General features: G+C 40.5%; 13 protein-coding genes and 3 tRNA genes. 12 read left to right on the top strand and 4 right to left on the bottom strand.

What is annotated here, in order from left to right; genetic code table 11:
* Window positions 1-48: 48 nt before the first annotated feature.
* Complete coding sequence (gene sbcB, locus ACKLNX_RS15875; protein ID WP_412973046.1) at window positions 49-1,521, bottom strand: exodeoxyribonuclease I; 1,473 nt, start codon at window positions 1,519-1,521, stop codon at window positions 49-51.
* A 562-nt stretch (window positions 1,522-2,083) separates the two neighbouring features.
* Here sbcB and ACKLNX_RS15870 point away from each other — a divergent pair.
* The 4 genes from ACKLNX_RS15870 (at window position 2,084) to ACKLNX_RS15855 (ending at window position 8,007) form a co-directional block, all read left to right on the top strand.
* Window positions 2,084-2,341: a hypothetical protein gene (locus ACKLNX_RS15870; protein ID WP_412973045.1), complete on the top strand. Its 258-nt coding sequence runs from the start codon at window positions 2,084-2,086 to the stop codon at window positions 2,339-2,341.
* 263 nt (window positions 2,342-2,604) lie between these two features.
* On the top strand, window positions 2,605-3,576 hold the full coding sequence (locus tag ACKLNX_RS15865) for an isoaspartyl peptidase/L-asparaginase family protein (protein WP_412973347.1): 972 nt from the start codon (window positions 2,605-2,607) through the stop codon (window positions 3,574-3,576).
* Between the two features lie 115 nt (window positions 3,577-3,691).
* Complete coding sequence (gene hrpA / locus ACKLNX_RS15860) at window positions 3,692-7,627, top strand: ATP-dependent RNA helicase HrpA (protein WP_412973044.1); 3,936 nt, start codon at window positions 3,692-3,694, stop codon at window positions 7,625-7,627.
* A 77-nt stretch (window positions 7,628-7,704) separates the two neighbouring features.
* Window positions 7,705-8,007 carry a PilZ domain-containing protein gene (locus ACKLNX_RS15855; RefSeq protein WP_411693742.1) on the top strand — a complete coding sequence of 101 codons (303 nt, stop codon included), beginning with the start codon at window positions 7,705-7,707 and terminating at the stop codon, window positions 8,005-8,007.
* Window positions 8,008-8,090: 83 nt separating this feature from the next.
* On the opposite strand, the gene ACKLNX_RS15850 is transcribed toward ACKLNX_RS15855, so the two are convergent.
* Complete coding sequence (locus ACKLNX_RS15850; protein ID WP_412973043.1) at window positions 8,091-9,272, bottom strand: class I SAM-dependent rRNA methyltransferase; 1,182 nt, start codon at window positions 9,270-9,272, stop codon at window positions 8,091-8,093.
* On the bottom strand, window positions 9,272-9,739 hold the full coding sequence (rnhA, locus tag ACKLNX_RS15845; protein ID WP_412973042.1) for a ribonuclease HI: 468 nt from the start codon (window positions 9,737-9,739) through the stop codon (window positions 9,272-9,274). Before rnhA ends, ACKLNX_RS15850 begins: the two co-directional genes overlap by 1 nt.
* Before the next feature lie 78 nt (window positions 9,740-9,817).
* Here rnhA and dnaQ point away from each other — a divergent pair, with 78 nt between their 5' ends.
* From dnaQ to ACKLNX_RS15810, 7 genes are all read left to right on the top strand, one after another.
* Window positions 9,818-10,519, top strand: a complete 702-nt coding sequence (gene dnaQ / locus ACKLNX_RS15840; protein WP_412973041.1) for a DNA polymerase III subunit epsilon — start codon at window positions 9,818-9,820, stop codon at window positions 10,517-10,519.
* Window positions 10,482-11,948, top strand: coding sequence for a TIGR03503 family protein (locus ACKLNX_RS15835; protein ID WP_412973040.1), 1,467 nt, complete (start codon window positions 10,482-10,484; stop codon window positions 11,946-11,948). Before dnaQ ends, ACKLNX_RS15835 begins: the two co-directional genes overlap by 38 nt.
* 164 nt (window positions 11,949-12,112) lie before the next feature.
* Window positions 12,113-12,189, top strand: a tRNA-Asp gene (locus ACKLNX_RS15830).
* A 26-nt stretch (window positions 12,190-12,215) separates the two neighbouring features.
* Window positions 12,216-12,292: transfer RNA gene (locus tag ACKLNX_RS15825), tRNA-Asp, on the top strand.
* 34 nt (window positions 12,293-12,326) lie between these two features.
* Window positions 12,327-12,403, top strand: a tRNA-Asp gene (locus ACKLNX_RS15820).
* Window positions 12,404-12,517: 114 nt separating this feature from the next.
* Complete coding sequence (lolD, locus tag ACKLNX_RS15815) at window positions 12,518-13,207, top strand: lipoprotein-releasing ABC transporter ATP-binding protein LolD (protein ID WP_412973039.1); 690 nt, start codon at window positions 12,518-12,520, stop codon at window positions 13,205-13,207.
* Between the two features lies 1 nt (window position 13,208).
* A complete protein-coding gene (locus ACKLNX_RS15810; protein ID WP_412973346.1) occupies window positions 13,209-14,435 on the top strand; it encodes an FtsX-like permease family protein in 1,227 nt (408 codons plus the stop codon).
* Window positions 14,436-14,481: 46 nt separating this feature from the next.
* Here the strand turns inward: ACKLNX_RS15810 and ACKLNX_RS15805 are convergent, their stop codons facing one another.
* Entirely contained in the window at window positions 14,482-15,807 is a 1,326-nt protein-coding gene (locus ACKLNX_RS15805) for a dicarboxylate/amino acid:cation symporter (protein WP_412973038.1), read from the bottom strand.
* A gap of 137 nt (window positions 15,808-15,944) precedes the next feature.
* Here ACKLNX_RS15805 and ACKLNX_RS15800 point away from each other — a divergent pair, with 137 nt between their 5' ends.
* Complete coding sequence (locus ACKLNX_RS15800; protein ID WP_412973037.1) at window positions 15,945-18,164, top strand: Ig-like domain-containing protein; 2,220 nt, start codon at window positions 15,945-15,947, stop codon at window positions 18,162-18,164.
* Window positions 18,165-18,282: the final 118 nt, after the last annotated feature.

Here is an 18,282-nt window from a genome sequence, read left to right as displayed (position 1 = left end):
TCATGTTTGCAGAGCTTAATGCTATGTTTTAACAGTAAACTTCACCTTTTACAATTCCTCTATATATCGAGTTATTGTCGTCAATAGTTTTAGTTTCTTTGCATCGTCGGCATATTTTTCTGCCAGCTCTGCTATTTCTAATTGGCATTCAGAAATAGAAAGACAGGTTTCTTTATTGTCGGTGGTAAACCTAGTTTTTCGATGTAACTGCCATTTATCCAGTTCTGATTGATCCAAAGTATTGGGATAATTCCTAGCTCTGTATCTCATTAATTGCTGTGCATATTCCGGGCTAGGGGCTCTATCCTGCCAAACTGAAAGTTGCTCTGGTTCGGCCTCTTTTATCTCTGCCATCCACTTTTTATCGGCTGAAGATGCGAATCCACGAGTGTAAAGTGAAGCATCTATGTCTAGCTCTTTATTGGGTCTTTGTTCGTCGTCGAAAATGTCAAATAACTTAGAATGAATGCTTGGAATACTTTTAATATAGTCTAGGTTTTTCAAACACGCTTCTCTGTCAATATTCAATCTTGCTGCATGTTCTGGTGTGAGTGTTTTTGCCGGCGCAACGAAAGGTGCTTTATTGATATGTACAAGTTTAATACCTGGTTTATTTGTTCCTTCAGGTAAGTCATCTTGCTTCGTATATAAGATCTCTTTGAGTTCGTTTGAGCTCATAGTTGCCAAAAGTGAAAGGTCGCTTGCTAAATCAAGACAAATAATGGCGTTTTTGTTACTTGGATGCATTGCCATAGGCAGGAACCAACTGCAGCACCCATGTGATGCTGACAACATTCCGCTGACATGTAGGAATGGTTTATGGTTCGCTATGTCAATATTTTGCATGACCGTATTTTTATTTCGTAAGGAGAAGTAAAAGTCGAATAACTTGCCTTGCTTCTGCTTAATGAGTTGGGCAAGAGCGATAGTTGCTTTTACATCAGAAACAGCGTCATGCGCCGATTCATGCGCAATGCCGTTTGCCGCAGTTAATTCCTCTAGTTTAAATGATGGGGAGCCATTTTCTTTTAAAGGCCAGTTAATGCCATCTGGTCTCAATGCATAACAAGCTCTCACCAAGTCTATGATGTCCCATCGACTATTCCCATTTTTCCATTCTCGCTCGTAGGGGTCATAAAAATTTCGATATCTTAGGAATCGTGTCACTTCATCATCAAATCTAATACTGTTATAACCAACAACACAGGTATCGGATTTTTCCATGACATTCGCTATTTTCCTTGCAAATTCTGCTTCAATATATCCATCTCTCAAACTTTGTTGAGGTGTAATGCCTGTCACAACGCACGCGATGGGGTTAGGCACATAATCATTAGGAATTTGACAAAAGTAGCTAATCGGATTCTCTATAATATTCAAATCCAAATCTGTGCGTATCGCTGCAAATTGACAGGGAAAGTCGTGTTTAGGGTCTACTCCCCAAGTTTCGTAATCGTGCCATAATAATGTAGGGCCTGAATAGGCTACTGATTCATCTCGACTGTTTTTTAAATTTGACATATCAACTAATATATCTTTAAAGCTGTCTTTGACTGAAGATGAGGACATTTTTTTTAATATTATCTTTTTATAATTCTAATTTGTTCCTACTTTATCATGACTTCGTCAACAATTGACCTGACCTAAAATATATTTTAAAAAGCATTGTTAGAATACTTGAGCTTAGTATTTGAATTTGTATCAGTTTGTTCACGAAATGTAGTTTAGACGTACTCTTATCGTTTAACGCTTTGAGTTGAAATTTTATACACGTTTAGAGTGACTTAGCGAACAGTGAAAGCCTAAGTTGTTGTATTTTATGGGTTTTTGGTTTTTTGTTTTAATGTCATTGTTTTTACTAAATATTACAAGCTATTACCATTTGTTTATTTTTAATACTATTTTTGTATAAGACTGGCGCAATCATTTTGATGATATCAATTAAGCGCTAGCTAAAATCTACCTTTCGTATTTTCAAATATTTTTTCGAGTCAAGGTTTCGTTTTTATAGTTAGTTTCGTTATATGAACTATTGAACTTTTACAGCTATTATTCAAAGGTCATTTTTAATTAGGAAGCCGTTATGCGCGAAGAAATAAAAATGGAGTCAGACCCTTACTTTCATAACACCAATAGTGGACTGTCACACTTAAGTGAAGAACTAGATACCAGCATTGTTCCATTCTTTTCAGTTAGAAAACTGCGTCTTATTTACAATGAATTACATTGGAGCAGAGATTTTGAATATCATACATTTGACGCCTTTGAGCACCAAGTAATGTCCTCAGCGACGCCTCAGTTAGAGTTGAATAAGTGGCAAGCAATATCATCTAGACGATAATTGTTTAGCTACAATTTGAAGCTCTATTCAAAAGATACTAACAATTAAATTGAGTAAAAAGCGTTAAGGGCATTCGTTCTTGACGCTTTTCTTTTATGGACAAATCGTTCGTCAATGCTTAAGGTTGCTCTTTATTTGCATGGAGCTAATCAATGAAACACTTTCCAAAATTACTCTCTACTATCGCGCTTAGCCTTGCTATGGGCTTTACATCCGCGGCCAGCATGGCTAATCATCATAAGGATGTTGAACATCAAAAAGAGATGCAAAAGCAAAAAGAGATGCAAAAGCAAAAAGTATCTATCGCTATTCATGGCGGTGCAGGAACGATAAGTAAGGCAAATCTTAGCAGTGAACAAGAAGCCGAATTTCGCAAAACGCTGAAAGAAGCACTTATGATTGGACATGCATCATTACTAGCGAATGAAGATGGCGCGTTGGCCGTCATAAAAACGGTTCAACACTTAGAGAATTCGCCACTTTTCAATGCTGGTGTTGGTGCCGTTTATACTTATGATGAGACTCATGAATTAGATGCTTCAATTATGCATGGTAAAGACAAGAACGCAGGGGCTGTTGCGGGTGTGAAAACCATAAAAAGCCCAATTGCTGCTGCTAATCTTGTGATGAACGAGTCGGTTCATGTGATGTTGAGTGGCGAGGGCGCTGAATCTTTTGCATTTAAACATGGCTTAGAAAAGGTAAGTAATAAAAGTTTTGATACGCCACATCGATTGGAAGCATTGAAGAAAGCTAAGCTAGCAATTCAAGAGGACGAACAGGCCTTTTATCAACACCCTGAGCATGCTGATTATAAATTTGGCACCGTGGGTGCTGTAGTGCTCGATGCAAAAGGGAACCTAGTAGCTGGAACCTCGACTGGGGGAATGACGGCCAAGCGCTATGGTCGCGTTGGTGATTCCCCAATCATCGGCGCTGGTACTTTTGCAGATAATGAAAGTTGTGCTGTTTCTGGAACCGGTCACGGAGAGTATTTTATTCGCTTCAACGTAGCCTCCGATATCTGCGCTCGAATGAAATACCAAAATATTAGTTTAGAGCAAGCTGCGAATGATGTTGTAAATAAAGTATTGAAAGGTGCCGGTGGTACTGGCGGTATTATTGCAGTCGACAAAGATGGAAATATTAGCATGCCATTTAACACAGAAGGAATGTACCGAGGTAGCGTCGATACTGAAGGCAATATTTATATTGGGATCTACGGAGACGAATAGCCAAAAAGCACCGCTTCTGTTAATCTTAATGCACATGGACAAGCTATTTCACATGCTTGTCCGCTTCATCTTCAAATAAAAATGAACTCAAATAGATACTAGCCGTAAATATCCCATGCAATTCAAATTAAACAATGCGCTTGAAAAGTGCTTAATCAAAGATCGTTTTCCACTAAGAAGGCAATATCAAAAGTTAGAGAAGCTCCCAGACAATGACGAGAAAATTTTAGCCTTTGAACGGTTTTTAAATAAAGTTGATGAGTCTCAACGAGCACGTAAAGGGCGTGAAGATGCTATTCCAAAAATCGAATACCCAGATTTACCTGTTTCTGACAAACGTGAAGATATTAAAGAGGCGATTGCGGCCCATCAAGTAGTCATCATTGCGGGTGAAACTGGCTCAGGTAAAACAACGCAGATCCCTAAAATGTGTTTAGAATTAGGCCGGGGAATTGATGGTTTTATAGGACATACACAACCTAGGCGACTCGCGGCTAGAAGTGTCGCCAACCGTATCGCTGAGGAATTACACTCGGAGTTAGGAAAAGAGGTTGGTTTTAAAGTTCGCTTTAGTGACAATGTGGGTGAAAACAGTCATATAAAATTGATGACAGATGGTATTTTGCTGGCTGAAATTCAGCAGGATAAATATTTAAATCAGTACGATACGATTATTATTGATGAAGCACATGAACGAAGCCTAAATATTGATTTTTTGTTAGGTTACTTCAAACAACTACTGCCTAAGCGCAAAGATTTAAAACTCATCATTACATCGGCAACTATCGATCCAGAGCGTTTCTCCAAACATTTTTTCGACGCACCGATAATTCAAGTGAGTGGACGCACATATCCGGTAGAAATTCGTTATAAAGAACCGGGCGGGGAATTTGCTGACGCCGAAAATAATAGCCTCAAAAACACAGGCAAAAACAACGAGCAAGACGAGCAGGATCAAACTACCGCAATATGTGAAGCGGTGGACGAACTATTTCGCGAAAAACCCGGGGATATATTAATTTTCTTAAGTGGCGAGCGGGATATACGTGATACGCAAGATGCTTTATCTAAACGTCAGTATCGCAATACAGAAATTGTTCCACTATACGCTAGGCTTTCGGCTGCTGAACAGAATCGTATATTTCAATCACACGGGGGCAGACGGATTGTACTAGCTACCAACGTCGCCGAAACTTCTCTAACCGTGCCGGGCATCAAGTATGTCATCGATCCTGGCTTAGCACGCATGTCACGATACAGCCATAAGAGTAAAGTACAACGGCTACCAATTGAAGCAATATCACAAGCATCCGCAAACCAGCGTGCAGGTAGGTGTGGTAGGGTATCTGACGGTATTTGTATTAGACTTTATTCTGAGCAAGATTTCTTATCACGGCCAGAATTCACCGATCCAGAAATAATAAGAACACATTTATCCAGCGTCATTTTACAAATGCTAGCGTTGGGCTTAGGTGAAGTGAGTCAATTCCCATTTATTCAGCCTCCAGATAACAAAAACATCAATGATGGTATGAAGTTACTCGAAGAACTTCAAGCTATACAACGAAAGCAACACCGATATGTATTGACACAATTGGGCCGCAAAATAGCACGACTGCCAGTTGATCCGCGTTATGCAAAAATGGTTGTAGAGGCCGGTGAAAGAGATTGTGCGAAAGAAGTCATGATTATCACGGCAGGGCTCAGTATTCAGGACCCTAGAGAACGACCTCAAGATAAAAAACAAGCGGCAGATGAAAAACACAGTGAATTTGCTGATGCCGACTCAGACTTTATTTCATTACTAAACCTGTGGAAAGCGTTCAGCGAAAACCAAAAGGCATTGTCCAATAGCCAGTTAAGGAAATGGTGTAAGCAGTATTTTGTGCATTACATGAGAATGCGTGAGTGGCAAGACATTGTTAGCCAAATGAAAAAGTCATTAGTTGAAATTGGATATCGACTCAATAGCACTGAGCCAAGTTATGAGGCTATCCACACAGCGATCGCTACGGGCTTGCTTTCCCAAGTTGGATTTAAAGATAAGAACAGGGAATACCTAGGCTCGCGCAACACGCGGTTTATGATTTTCCCTGGCTCAGGCTTAAGCAAATCAAATCCTAAGTGGATTGTCTCAGCGGAATTGGTTGAAACATCGAAATTGTTTGCTCGAAATGTCGCTAGAATAGACCCTGTTTGGCTTGAATCAATTAGTCAGCACTTGGTTAACAAAACATACTCAGAACCGCACTGGAGCAAGAAAAAAGGCGCAGTACAAGCCTACGTTAATATAAATTTGTTTGGCTTGCCTATTGTTGCTAAGCGTTTAGTTAACTACTCTCAGATTGATCCGATTGTGTCTCGTGAAATCTTCATTCGAGAGGCTTTGGTTGCAGGGCAAACGTCAATGAATTACGCTTTTTTAAGGAAGAATCAAGCCCTAATTGAAGAAGTAGAAACCCTAGAGCAAAAGTCTCGTAGACGTGATTTACTTATTGATGAAGATGACTTGTGTGACTTCTACCAACAAAAACTACCCGCTGAGATATGTAATGAAGTCCAGTTTAAAAAATGGTGGAAGATAAACAGCAACAAAACACCTGACTTACTTGATTTCTCTATTCAAGAACTTCTAAAGAAAGATGCTTCATCCATCAGTAAAACTGATTTTCCTGATGAATGGAAACAAGGTAATTTAAGGTTGCAGCTAACATACGTTTTTGAGCCTAAAGCCAACAACGATGGTGTGAACATCCACATCCCACTACCAATCTTAAATCAATTAGAAAATGTAGGTTTTGATTGGTTAGTTCCTGGGTTTCAACATGAGTTGGTCGTTGCATTAATAAAATCGTTACCTAAAAAGTTGCGCAGAAATTTTGTTCCAGCTCCTGACTTTGCTACTGCATGCTTATCTGAAATTCAAGCAAAAGATAAGCAAGGACTTCCACAAAGTTTACGTTTCGCCTTAGCGAGGAAATTACACCGAATGACGGGTGTGCCAATAAGCGAAGAGGACTTTTTGGATGCCGAGTTGCCGAACCATCTTCAATTTAATTTCGTTGTGGTAGACAACGAAGGTCATACTCTCAATATTGGGAAAAACCTTGCCGATTTACAAGGAAAGCTCAAAGGAAAAGTGAAGGAGACGCTTGAATCTGTGGCGACGCCAGAACTTGAGCGTCAGAACTTAGAATCATGGGACTTTGAAAGTTTGCCAAGTGCATTTGAGCAAAAACATGCTGGTTTTAAGATTAAGGCATATCCAGCCTTGGTGAAAAAATCAAACAAAGTAGACATCGTATTATTTGATAATCAACAAGAAGCGGATAAAGCTCATCGTTTGGGTGTATATCAACTAATTAAAAACACGGTGCCATCGCCTTTAAAGTTCTTACAACAAAAGCTTCCTAACAAGGCAAAACTAAGCCTGTACTTCAACCCATTCGGACAAATTAATATTTTAATTGATGACATCATTATGGCGTCCATCGACCAGTTAGTGCGAGAATTTGAGCAGAAAAAGCAAGCACAGATACGAGACAAAGATGACTTCACTCTAGCCTGCGATCTGGTGCGAGAGAATATTAATGATCTGGCTTTACAGATAGCGAACAAAATAGAAGTAGGATTAACGACGGCTCATAACATTCAAAAACAGTGTAAAGGGAATATCCCTCTGAATATGCTGAATAACCTAGGTTCGATAAAAAGTCAGCTCAATTTACTTGTATACAAGGGCTTTGTCTTTGATTTTGGTTATAAAAGATTGGACGACTGGAATCGCTACGTTGCTGCTCTTAATCAACGACTAGATAAATTGAAAGTGGACACTAACCGAGACAGACTCAATCAATTGGATGTTGATAAAGCGCTTGCTAAGTATGAAGAGACTAAAACAAAGCTGTTAAAGAGTGGGGGAGATTTAAGCCAACTTGATGAAGTAAAATGGATGATTGAAGAGTTCAAAGTCTCGCTATTTGCACAACAACTTGGTACTAATATTCCAATATCCTTAAAACGCATTAGTAACCGTTTGAGCGAATTTTAGCGATTTTGTTGACTTATCAACCTCAGCACAATATAAATGTAGGTAAGTTGCTAAAACAATAATGTCTGGAGTTTAAAATGTTAGCCTACGACGATAAGCGCAATTTCTACAGAATGATGGTCAATTCACCTTGTGAACTCTCACTATTAGATGATCCTGCACAGCGAACCATTCCAGCCATTTGCAAAGATATTAGTGCGACCGGAATGTCACTAGAAATAGAACAGCCAGCCATGGAAATTGGTACCTTATTAGATGTGTCCATTGAATCTAATAGCGATCAAATACCGTCTCTAAGTGCCAAAGCGAAAGTATTAAGATGCACTGCCGAAACCGAAAATAGCTGTTTACTTGGTGTAGAAATTAGTGAAATGAAATAAGAAGTGACATTCACTTCTTATTTTTAAATCATTCCAGCATATGCATTTCATGTCCCCATAATTGTGGGAAGTGCTTGATGCTTCTAAACTTTACAGACTAATCCTTTCAGATAGTACCCTTCAGGAAAATTCCCACTAACAGGATGATCTTCACTTTGAGCTAATCTCTGCACAAAGTAGACATCACGCTGAGCATCCAAAGCGGCGTCTGCGACTATCTTTTGAAATAGGTCTTGTGGCATCAGACCTGAACAGCTAAACGTTAACAGGGTGCCATTTGGGTTTAGTAGAGATAATGCCAAACGATTAATGTCTTTATAGCCGCGAGAAGCTTTATTTAAATTATGCTTGCTGTCTACAAATTTTGGCGGGTCAAGGACGATCACATCAAAGCTTGTGCCTGCCTCTTTATATTCTCTAAGTAGCTCAAACACGTCGCGCTTCAAATGACTAACTTTGCTTTCATCTAAACCATTGATGGCAACATTTTTAGCACTCAGATCCAATGCTGATTGCGACGCATCAACGTTGATTATTTCGCTCGCGCCTGCAGCCAAAGCATATAAACCGAAGGTACCTGTAAAACTAAAGCAGTTTAGAACGCTTTTCCCAGCGCAATAAGAAGCCGCTATTCGTCTGTTTTCGCGTTGGTCTAAATAGAAGCCAGTTTTGTGACCATTGATTAAATCAACGCAAATCTTTACACCATTCTCTTCAATTACTACCGTGTCGGGGAGTTCACCATGAAGCGTTTGGACGAGCGGTGTCAGACCTTCTTTTTTGCGAACATCAACATCGCTGCGCTCATGGATAATGGCATCTGGAAATAATTGTAAAATAGCCCATTGAATTTTGCTTCGATGCTTCTCAGCGCCAGCACTTAATAACTGAACAACAAACACATTAACGTAAACATCAATAGTGATACCCGGCAAACCATCGGCTTCAGCGGCAATCAGTCTGAATGCATTGGTCTTATGTTTACTGAGTATTTCTTGTTTTCGCGCCAAGGCATTTTCAAGTTTGCGTTTAAAGAACACATTATCGATCACTTCAGCTTTGGTAAACGACCATACACGCGCTCGAATTTGTGATTCAGGAGAAAATGCAGCTTTAGCCAACCATGTACCATCGTTTGCAAGTACATCGACTGTATCGCCGGATTTCATTCTACCTTCTGTTCTTTCTATCGCGCCTTCAAATATCCAAGGGTGGCGACGAAGCATAGATTTTTCACGTTCTAACTTTAGTATGATGGCAGGCATTAGATTGTTTTCTCATATTCGTGGTCGGTTGCTAGATCCGATGATGATGCCGCTTCTCGCGCTAAATCATCAACTTCTTCATTTTCTGCTTGTCCTGAATGGGCCTTTACCCAATGCCAGTTCACTTTGTGTTTATTCACGGCTTCATCCAATTGCTGCCACAAATCTGCATTTTTTACTGGTTTTCTATCAGATGTACGCCAGCCGTTTTTCTTCCAATTATGGATCCACTGATTGATACCGTTCTTCACATATTGACTATCGGTGTACAGGTCAATCTCGCAAGTTTCTTTTAAACTATTAAAAGCAGCAATCGGGGCTAGTAACTCCATTCTATTGTTTGTGGTCAAAGCATAGCCTTTGGAGAGTCTTTTTTTATGTCCCTTAAAAATCAATAAGGCACCGTATCCGCCGGGTCCGGGATTGCCCAAACAGGATCCATCGGTGTAAATGGTGAGTTTTTTCATATTTATGGTGAATTCTGATTGTCTGCTGTAAGTGCTGCGAAGTATACTAGCCAGTATGATAATTAAAAGAAGTTTTGTATGCGCCAAATAGTATTAGACACAGAAACCACAGGTATTAACCCAAAAGAAGGGCACAGGATCATCGAGATTGGTTGTGTTGAAATGGTTAATCGCAAACTAACGGGCAATACTTATCACGTATATATCAACCCTCATCGTGAAATTGAAGAAGAAGCTATCGCGGTGCATGGCATTACCAATGAATTTTTGAAGGATAAACCTGCTTTCAAACAAATTGCAGAAGAGTTTATCGAATTTATTAGAGGTGCTGAATTAGTCATTCACAACGCGCCATTTGATATTGGCTTTATGGATCATGAGTTTTCACTGAATAATAGTTCGATTCAGAACACCAGTGAAATTTGTACGGTGCTAGATACTTTGGCGCTAGCTAGAGAAATGCGTCCAGGGCAAAAAAACAATTTGGATGCACTTTGTCGGGTTTATGGTGTAGATAATACCCATCGAACTTATCATGGAGCATTGCTCGATTCCGAAATTCTCGCGGAAGTCTACTTATGGATGACAGGTGGGCAAACTGCCATGAGTTGGGCTCATGAATCTGAAGGCTCAGATCCTAAAAATAAAAATGCACCAAGAGCAGTTAATATTGAAGGATCCTTAAAGGTTGTTAGGGCCTCTGCCGATGAACTAGATAATCATGAGGCATACTTAGATAAAATTGAAAAAAAATCTCCAGAAGTGGTTTGGCGTAGCTAAGCCAAACAATACAAATATTTTGCATAATTTCCACGCAGTCTCAATGGTCGCGTGGCTAGCCTTATTCGCCTCCCAAAGCTACGCTCAAGACGATACAATTGCTGAGCGCGATCTCTTGATGCAAACCCCTGAACAAGTTAAAGAAAAGAAGAAAAGGACCAATCCACCAATTGTGGAGCTAGGAACCGAGTTTCAAAACGGTATACTTTTTCTAAACAATCGCTTCAGAGTAGATAACGATGTTGATGAAGTCACTATGGTGTTCTTCAGAGAAGAAGGTTCAGCCCCAATAGTGCTTGTGCGGCCCGACGGTTCCAAGTTATTCATCGAAAGTGATGACACTGATCCTAATGTTCGTTGGTATGAAACACAAACATATGACATGATCTCAATAAAAAAACCTATGCCTGGACCGTGGCAAGCCGTTGGTGACATCCTAGAAGGCAGCAAGGTGATGGTCATCGCCGATATTATTCTTGAGGCTGAGCCCATTCCAAGTAATATCTATTCAGGCGAAATAATCAAGCAAACAGCAATTTTGAAGAACGATGGTAAACAAGTCGATTTCTCACCATTCAGAGACGTCGTCAGTTTAAGTATTGATTTTGTTAGCAGCAATAATCCCAATTATGAGAATTTCGGATTAGGTTCTAGAACGATTGCTAAATTTAAGGATAATGGTCAAGGCCTTGATGAGGTTGCGGGTGATGGCGTGTTTACTGGGCAATTTAATTTAAGTATACCTAGCGGTGAATGGCGCCCAACATTTAGTATTCGAACGCCGATGTACAACCGAGAGCAAATTAATGAAACGGTTTTATTGCATCCGAACCCAATCATAATTGATGTAAAAATAGATGAAACAAACGAAGCCGAGCATATTATTACCGTAGACACAGATGCTCAGCACATTAAGCTTGATTCATTATTGCTTGATGGCAAAGTGAAACATCCAAATGGTCAAATGGACAATGTCACCTTAACCGAAACATCTGACGCTTTAAAAATAATAAAAATTAAGAATGATAGTTTTGGCATATACCGTATCAAATTAACTGCATTTGCTACTACTGTTGATGGTAGAGAGGTGATTATCGATGTGCCTGAACGAACCTTTGTCACAATTCCTCCACCTGAGCCTGAGCCAGAACCGATCGCCGAAACAACCTCAATTACAGAGCAAGCGCCGTTAGTTATCTCCGCGCCGAAAGACACTTGGACAACCTTGGATACGATTAATACCATCATTGCTATTAACTTATTTATTTTCGTATTTGGCGGCTTGGGTATTTATCTAGTTTTGAATAAGCGTAAATATCCGAATGATCATGTTATGTTGCGCTGCAAGCAGTCGTGTTTGGCTCTATTGGATAAGCTTAAAAATATGAAAAAGAAGAAGGCAGATCCTGGAGACGAAGATAATTCGTAAAAATAGTAAACAAGATAGTTATTTTTTGCCTGTTTTTTCAGCAAGCAAACAATGTTTTTAAAAAAGCGGTTGACTAGGCACAAATGAAACCGTATTATCTGCGCCGCAATGTAGGGACGGGCTAGAGACCGAATCCGTAACTCATTGATTTAGCTTGTTAAAGCGGAGTGGTAGTTCAGTTGGTTAGAATACCGGCCTGTCACGCCGGGGGTCGCGGGTTCGAGTCCCGTCCACTCCGCCAACAACAAGTTTTATGACGCTATATGCGGAGTGGTAGTTCAGTTGGTTAGAATACCGGCCTGTCACGCCGGGGGTCGCGGGTTCGAGTCCCGTCCACTCCGCCATTCGTCATAAAATACGCTAAATGCATACCACTGCGGAGTGGTAGTTCAGTTGGTTAGAATACCGGCCTGTCACGCCGGGGGTCGCGGGTTCGAGTCCCGTCCACTCCGCCATTTATGTCTATTCAAGACGTAAATCAAACAATATCAAAAAAGCCTCAGCTAAACTTGTAGCCATGCTAGAAGCATGTAAACTACTTGCATATTTTCATAATCCAATTTTAATTGATGCCTACACCTCTATTTAAATGCCAAAATATCTGTAAGCAATATTCAGATGCTAGCAATACGCTGCAAATTCTTAATAATGTAAATTTATCGATTGTTGCGGGTGAGAAAGTCGCAATCCTAGGAGCTTCCGGCTCAGGTAAAAGCACACTTCTTCATATATTGGGTACTTTAGACCGCCCAGATTCTGGTGATGTTTTTTACAAAGATGAAAGTTTATTCACAAGATCTAAAAAACAGCAGGCTAAGTTCCGTAATTCTGAGCTAGGCTTTGTTTATCAGTTCCATCACTTACTGCCTGAGTTTAGTGCTGCTGAAAACGTGGCTATGCCTCTTTTTATAAAAGGAGATAATCGTAAAGGGGCTTTAGAGAAGGCTGGTAAGTTATTAGCTCGCGTTGGATTGCAAGATAGAGAGCATCATCGACCTCATCAACTCTCAGGCGGTGAAAGACAACGTGTAGCAATTGCTCGAGCGCTTATTAATCAACCGGCAATGATTTTTGCAGATGAGCCGACTGGTAACCTCGATGATAAAAATACAGAGTCAATTTACGATTTAATCAGTGATATTAATGATGAGTTTAAAACCTCATTCTTATTAGTGACACATGATGTACAACTTGCCAAAAAAATGGACAGGATAGTATATCTTGAAAATGGTCATTTACGTGAGTTGGAGAAAGACTAGTATGCGTTTCTCCTTAGCTTGGACATTTGCTAATAAATTTAGGCAAAGTAAACAGCAAAGTGGCTTCATATCATTTGTGTCTGCATCATCTACCGCTGGTATTGGTTTAGGGTGCTTTGTGCTGATACTACTGCTCTCGGTAATGAACGGTTTTGAAAAAGAGCTTCGGAATACGCTTTTATCCTACATTCCTCACGCTGAATTTATCGCCGCTAACCCTGAAGGGATATACTTAGATAAACAGATCAAAACTCAGGCAGAGGCCGACCCTAGGGTGTTGAGTTTAGTTTCTTACACCAAGGCCTCAGGCTTGTTACAAAATGGCACTAAAATGAAGTCTGTTGAAATTCAAGGTGTTGATAGTGACTATTTGCAACATAAACCTTCGCTAACAGTCCCGCCAACAGCGTTTGAGAATGATGAGAACGGTGTTTATTTAGGTGCCGGGGTTATTAAAAAGTTAGAGATTTCAATTGGCGATAAAGTCCAACTGTTACTTCCATCTGCAACTCAAGATCTATCATTTGCCGCACCAAAAGTTATATGGCTCACAGTCTTGGGAGAGATCTCTTTAGGCGGGGAAGCAGACGATTTTGTTGGCATTATGAATAAGCAAACACTTTCGCTTGCTTTAGGTGTGACATATGGTGCAACACACGTTGAATTCCAACTAGCGGATCCCTTCATGGGGCGTCAAATTGTTAGAGAATACGGTATGGCATTCAACCAGTCGGTCTACATGTCAGATTGGACATTAACTAACGGCCATTTATATCAAGACATTCAATTAGTCAGAACTGTGGTCTACATCACTTTAACTTTAGTGATTTGTGTTGCTAGTTTTAATATTGTTTCATCTTTAGTGATGTCGGTAAAAGAAAAAACCAGTGAAATAGCCATGTTAAAAACAATGGGGGCACAAGACGGTTTTATTCGAAGCATTTTTGTTATTAAAGGTTTAATTAATGGTATTTATGGTGCTAGCTTGGGAACACTACTCGGTGTTTTAGCATCAATTTACTTGAATCAAATAACGGGATTTATCGAAGCTGTGTTTGGATTTCAAGTATTAGCTGATGGTATCTACTTTATTAATTACTTACCTGCAGAACTACAAGTGATTGATGTGGTCGCTACGTTTTTAGTTGCTGTGGTTTTGTGTGTCATTGCCACGCTTTATCCCGCATCAAAGGCCGCTAACATTCATCCCGCAAGCGCATTGCAATAAAAAAGGCCTTCATATGAAGGCCTTCGTTTAATCCAAATTAAAACGCTTACTCGATAACACTCTTTTTATTAGCCAGCGTTCTATCATGATAAATCTCTTCATCCAATTCGCCCTCGGTTTTCGCAACGATGGTAGCAATTGTGCTATCTCCCGTAACGTTAACTACCGTGCGTGTCATATCAAGTAATCTATCTATACCAATGATAAGCGCAATTCCTTCAACAGGGAGGTTCACTTGTTGCAATACTAGGGCAAGCAATATCAAGCCAACGCCAGGAACACCTGCCGCACCGATAGAGGCGAGGGTGGCTGTTAACACGACCATTAGCAAATCAATCGTTGAAAGGTCAACGTTGTAAGCCTGAGCGATGAATACCGTCGCTATACCTTGCATAATGGCTGTACCATCCATATTGATGGTAGCGCCAAGTGGCAAGGTGAATGATGAGACAGAGCGACTAACACCAAGCTTTTGTCTCGCTGTTGCTATCGTCAATGGAAGCGTTGCACTGCTGCTTGCAGAGCTGAATGCAAACATGGCGACTTCTTTCATTTTTGACAATAAGATAAGAGGGTTTAATCCAGTGATTATTTTCAATAACAACGGATAAACAATCACGGCATGCAATATGAGGACGAACAACACATTTACAAAATAATTGATAATGGCAAAGATAGCACTAGAGTCGACTTCAGCTGCAAGCTTGGCTAGTAAACAAAATACACCGTATGGTGCAAAGTTCATAACGATAGTCACTATTTTCATAATGACTTCGTTAACGTCGTTAAAGAAACTAGTCAAACGTTTACCTGCTTCACCTGCATGAGTCATAGATATGCCAAACAGGATTGCAAATACAATGATTGGGATCATTTGGCCTTCCGCCATGGCACTAATCGGGTTACTTGGCACCATATCGATGATCACTTGCACAAAGCCAGGTGATTCTTTTGGAACAAATTCTGCGGTTGAAGGCGGTGGCGTGAAGCCAACACCTGGTTTGAACAATAATGCCGAAGCCATGGCAAAAGTGACGGCGACAAATGTCGTTAACATATAAAGAGCGATGGACTTACCACCCAATCTACCCAACTTAGAAGGGTCACTTAAACTACTTGTTCCACACACTAAAGATACGAATACCAAAGGCACTACGAGCATTTTTAATGCGTTAACAAAAATCTTACCTCCTGCGTGAAATATACCTTCTACGAAAAATCCATACGTAGAAAACGTCATTGAGAATATATTGAAATCAAGATCTCCTATAAGATAGTTACCAACTTGCAGGAGAACACCAATCACGATTCCGGCGATCATGCCGATAAAGATCTTGGTGGTTAAACTTAGTTTTGTTTCGTCTTTGGACATGTATAGACCTTTTTTATTTTCGTTATATGTCTGTATACCCAAAGACTACCAATTCTTGAGTCAAAGCTAAACATATTTTGTTTTGGTGACCTGTTAATTGGCTAATTTACTAGCGAAGAACTCAGTAGGGTATTTAAATGAAGGCGTTAATAAAATTTCTAGCAGTGTGCACGACCTCGATTATGCTTTTTGCATGTGGCGGCGGTGATTCTCTTACCAGAGATGGCAGCGGTACTGGAGGCGGTACAACACCAGATCCAGATCCAGTTGTTACGTATTCAGTTGCAGTGAGCATTGCAGATGCACAAGGCAATGCTGTAAATGAAGTCAGCGAGGGTAATCCTTTAGTTATTACTACAACAGTGACGGCTACAAACGGTGGAGCCGTTAATGACGTATTAGTTACTTTTAGTTTGTCAACAGACACCTTGGCCTCATTTGATAACGATACAGGTACTGCCTTAACGGATGCAAACGGCGTGGCGGTTATCGGTTTAGTTGTTGGTGAATCGCGTGGTGATGGCGTTGTAAGCGCAACCATTGACGCAGGTGCTTCTGGTACAGTTGGCTTTAGTTCAGCTGGTACGCAACAGACACAAGTGGTTCCCGCTTCGCTTGAACTATTTGCTAGTCAAATTCAAATGGTGTCAAGCGGTGAAGAAAAAGTTGAGTTGATTGCAGTTGTAAAAAACGAGCAAAACGTATTATTAGAGGGTGTAGCAGTTTCATTTTCAGCAGACAACGGAGCCTCAATTGAAAATGTAGTCGGTATCTCAAGAGCTGACGGAAAGGCAACTGCAACATTAACAACAGAAAACAATAAAATTAATAGAGAGATAAACGTTACCGCTAGTACGTCTACCTTATCTGATTCATTGGTAGTGGAAGTTGTTGGCACTAGGGTTGATGTTAATGGTGCAAATTCAGTCATTATTAATGATACAGCGACTATTACTATTAACTTATTTGATTCATTCAGTCAGGGAATATCTGGTCAAGAACTTACGTTAACAACAACGATTGGTGAACTAGACAAGCAGACTGTAACTACTGGTCCGAATGGGCAAGCAACCGTTGTGTTTGAGGCATCAAGCGCAGGCGAGGGGCTCATAACAGCCACCGTTGCTGATCCAAATGGTTCTTTCAAAGAGACCAGTGGAACGCACGAGGTTGTGGTACAACAAGATGATTTTACTTTCTCGTCTTTACCTGACGAAGAAATACCATTGGGAGACAATCAAGATATATCAGTCCGATGGTTCAAAAACAATGCAGCGAATGTCGGCGCGAATATTACTTTGACGACTTCTCGCGGGACAATAGCAGTGCCAACTGTTGCAACAGATGCGAATGGTATTGCTACGTTTAGTATCAGCTCAGATTTTGCCGGCCCAGCATCAATATCAGCTATCAGTACTGAAGCAGATGCTGATGGAAATAGAGTGTCAGCACGAGCTAATATTGAATTTATTGCAGAAGTTGTTGAGAGTGTATTTGTTGACGCTACCCCTGACCTTATTGGCCCTGATGGACAAACAAGCACAATCAGTGCAGTTGTTCGAGACCCAAGTGGAAACTTAGTTAAAGGTAAAGTTGTTGACTTTACTTTGATAGATTCGAGTGGCGGTAGCATCTTTCCAAATAGCGCAGAGACTGGCAGTAACGGTGTTGCAACGACAGTTTATACCTCAAATGCAGTCAGTCCTGAAAATGGTGTAATTGTGGAAGCAACTGCTGATTCGGTTACCGGAAGTGTTGAACTAACTGTCGGTGATAGGGCGTTTGATATATCTATTGGTACTGGTAATGAAGTTATCTCACAAGATGGCACCACATATATCAAAGAATTTGCCGTTTTCGTTAGCGACTCTGTTGGTCGTCCAGTTGAAAATGCTTCCCTAACAGCATCTGCAACACCTGTTAAATTTGTGGATGACGGCCGCTACTTCAAAGGCTTATGGTCTTGGAATGATATTTTGGAAGTATGGCAAGTTAATTACTCGGTGCCGGAAGGTTGTTTAAATGAAGACCTTAATAACAACGGTCGCCTTGATGCTGGCGAAGACACGAATGGAGACGATGAGTTAACGCCAGGTATTGTAGGGACAATTAGCTTTAAGGGTGGTGTTGCACAGACTGATGCTTCTGGTCAAGTAACATTAGAGCTGCGTTATCCAAAGCAGTTTGCCGTGTGGACCGGTGTTGAGGTTACAGTATTTGGTCAAAGCTCAGGTAGTGAGGCTAGAGATAGCCAAACATTAACCTTACCGATTGCTAGCACAGACGTGAACAGAGAAGACAGTATGCCGCCAGCAAACCCATTTGGTAGCTCGACGACTTGTTCAAACGCAAACTAAGTCAGACTGAATTAAAAAACCCCGCCTAGTGAGCGGGGTTTTTTGTGTTTAAAATCTTGGAACACTGTCGATATCAAAACCATTCATCATTCTAATTACGGTATTAGACAGCTTTTGT

The organism is Glaciecola sp. MF2-115 (assembly GCF_047250385.1).
In the GTDB taxonomy this organism is placed as follows: domain Bacteria; phylum Pseudomonadota; class Gammaproteobacteria; order Enterobacterales; family Alteromonadaceae; genus Glaciecola.
Note: the sequence above shows the minus strand (reverse complement) of the source record. Positions and strands in the feature narration are given on the sequence as shown.

Coding starts and splice junctions, on each gene's coding strand:
- sbcB (WP_412973046.1), bottom strand. CDS start 1,521: ATGTCAAATTTAAAAAACAGTCGAGATGAATCAGTAGCCTATTCAGGC.
- ACKLNX_RS15865 (WP_412973347.1), top strand. CDS start 2,605: ATGCAAAAGCAAAAAGAGATGCAAAAGCAAAAAGTATCTATCGCTATT.
- ACKLNX_RS15855 (WP_411693742.1), top strand. CDS start 7,705: ATGTTAGCCTACGACGATAAGCGCAATTTCTACAGAATGATGGTCAAT.
- dnaQ (WP_412973041.1), top strand. CDS start 9,818: ATGCGCCAAATAGTATTAGACACAGAAACCACAGGTATTAACCCAAAA.
- ACKLNX_RS15805 (WP_412973038.1), bottom strand. CDS start 15,807: ATGTCCAAAGACGAAACAAAACTAAGTTTAACCACCAAGATCTTTATC.
- rnhA (WP_412973042.1), bottom strand. CDS start 9,739: ATGAAAAAACTCACCATTTACACCGATGGATCCTGTTTGGGCAATCCC.
- ACKLNX_RS15870 (WP_412973045.1), top strand. CDS start 2,084: ATGCGCGAAGAAATAAAAATGGAGTCAGACCCTTACTTTCATAACACC.
- ACKLNX_RS15810 (WP_412973346.1), top strand. CDS start 13,209: ATGCGTTTCTCCTTAGCTTGGACATTTGCTAATAAATTTAGGCAAAGT.
- lolD (WP_412973039.1), top strand. CDS start 12,518: ATGCCTACACCTCTATTTAAATGCCAAAATATCTGTAAGCAATATTCA.
- ACKLNX_RS15850 (WP_412973043.1), bottom strand. CDS start 9,272: ATGCCTGCCATCATACTAAAGTTAGAACGTGAAAAATCTATGCTTCGT.
- ACKLNX_RS15800 (WP_412973037.1), top strand. CDS start 15,945: ATGAAGGCGTTAATAAAATTTCTAGCAGTGTGCACGACCTCGATTATG.
- hrpA (WP_412973044.1), top strand. CDS start 3,692: ATGCAATTCAAATTAAACAATGCGCTTGAAAAGTGCTTAATCAAAGAT.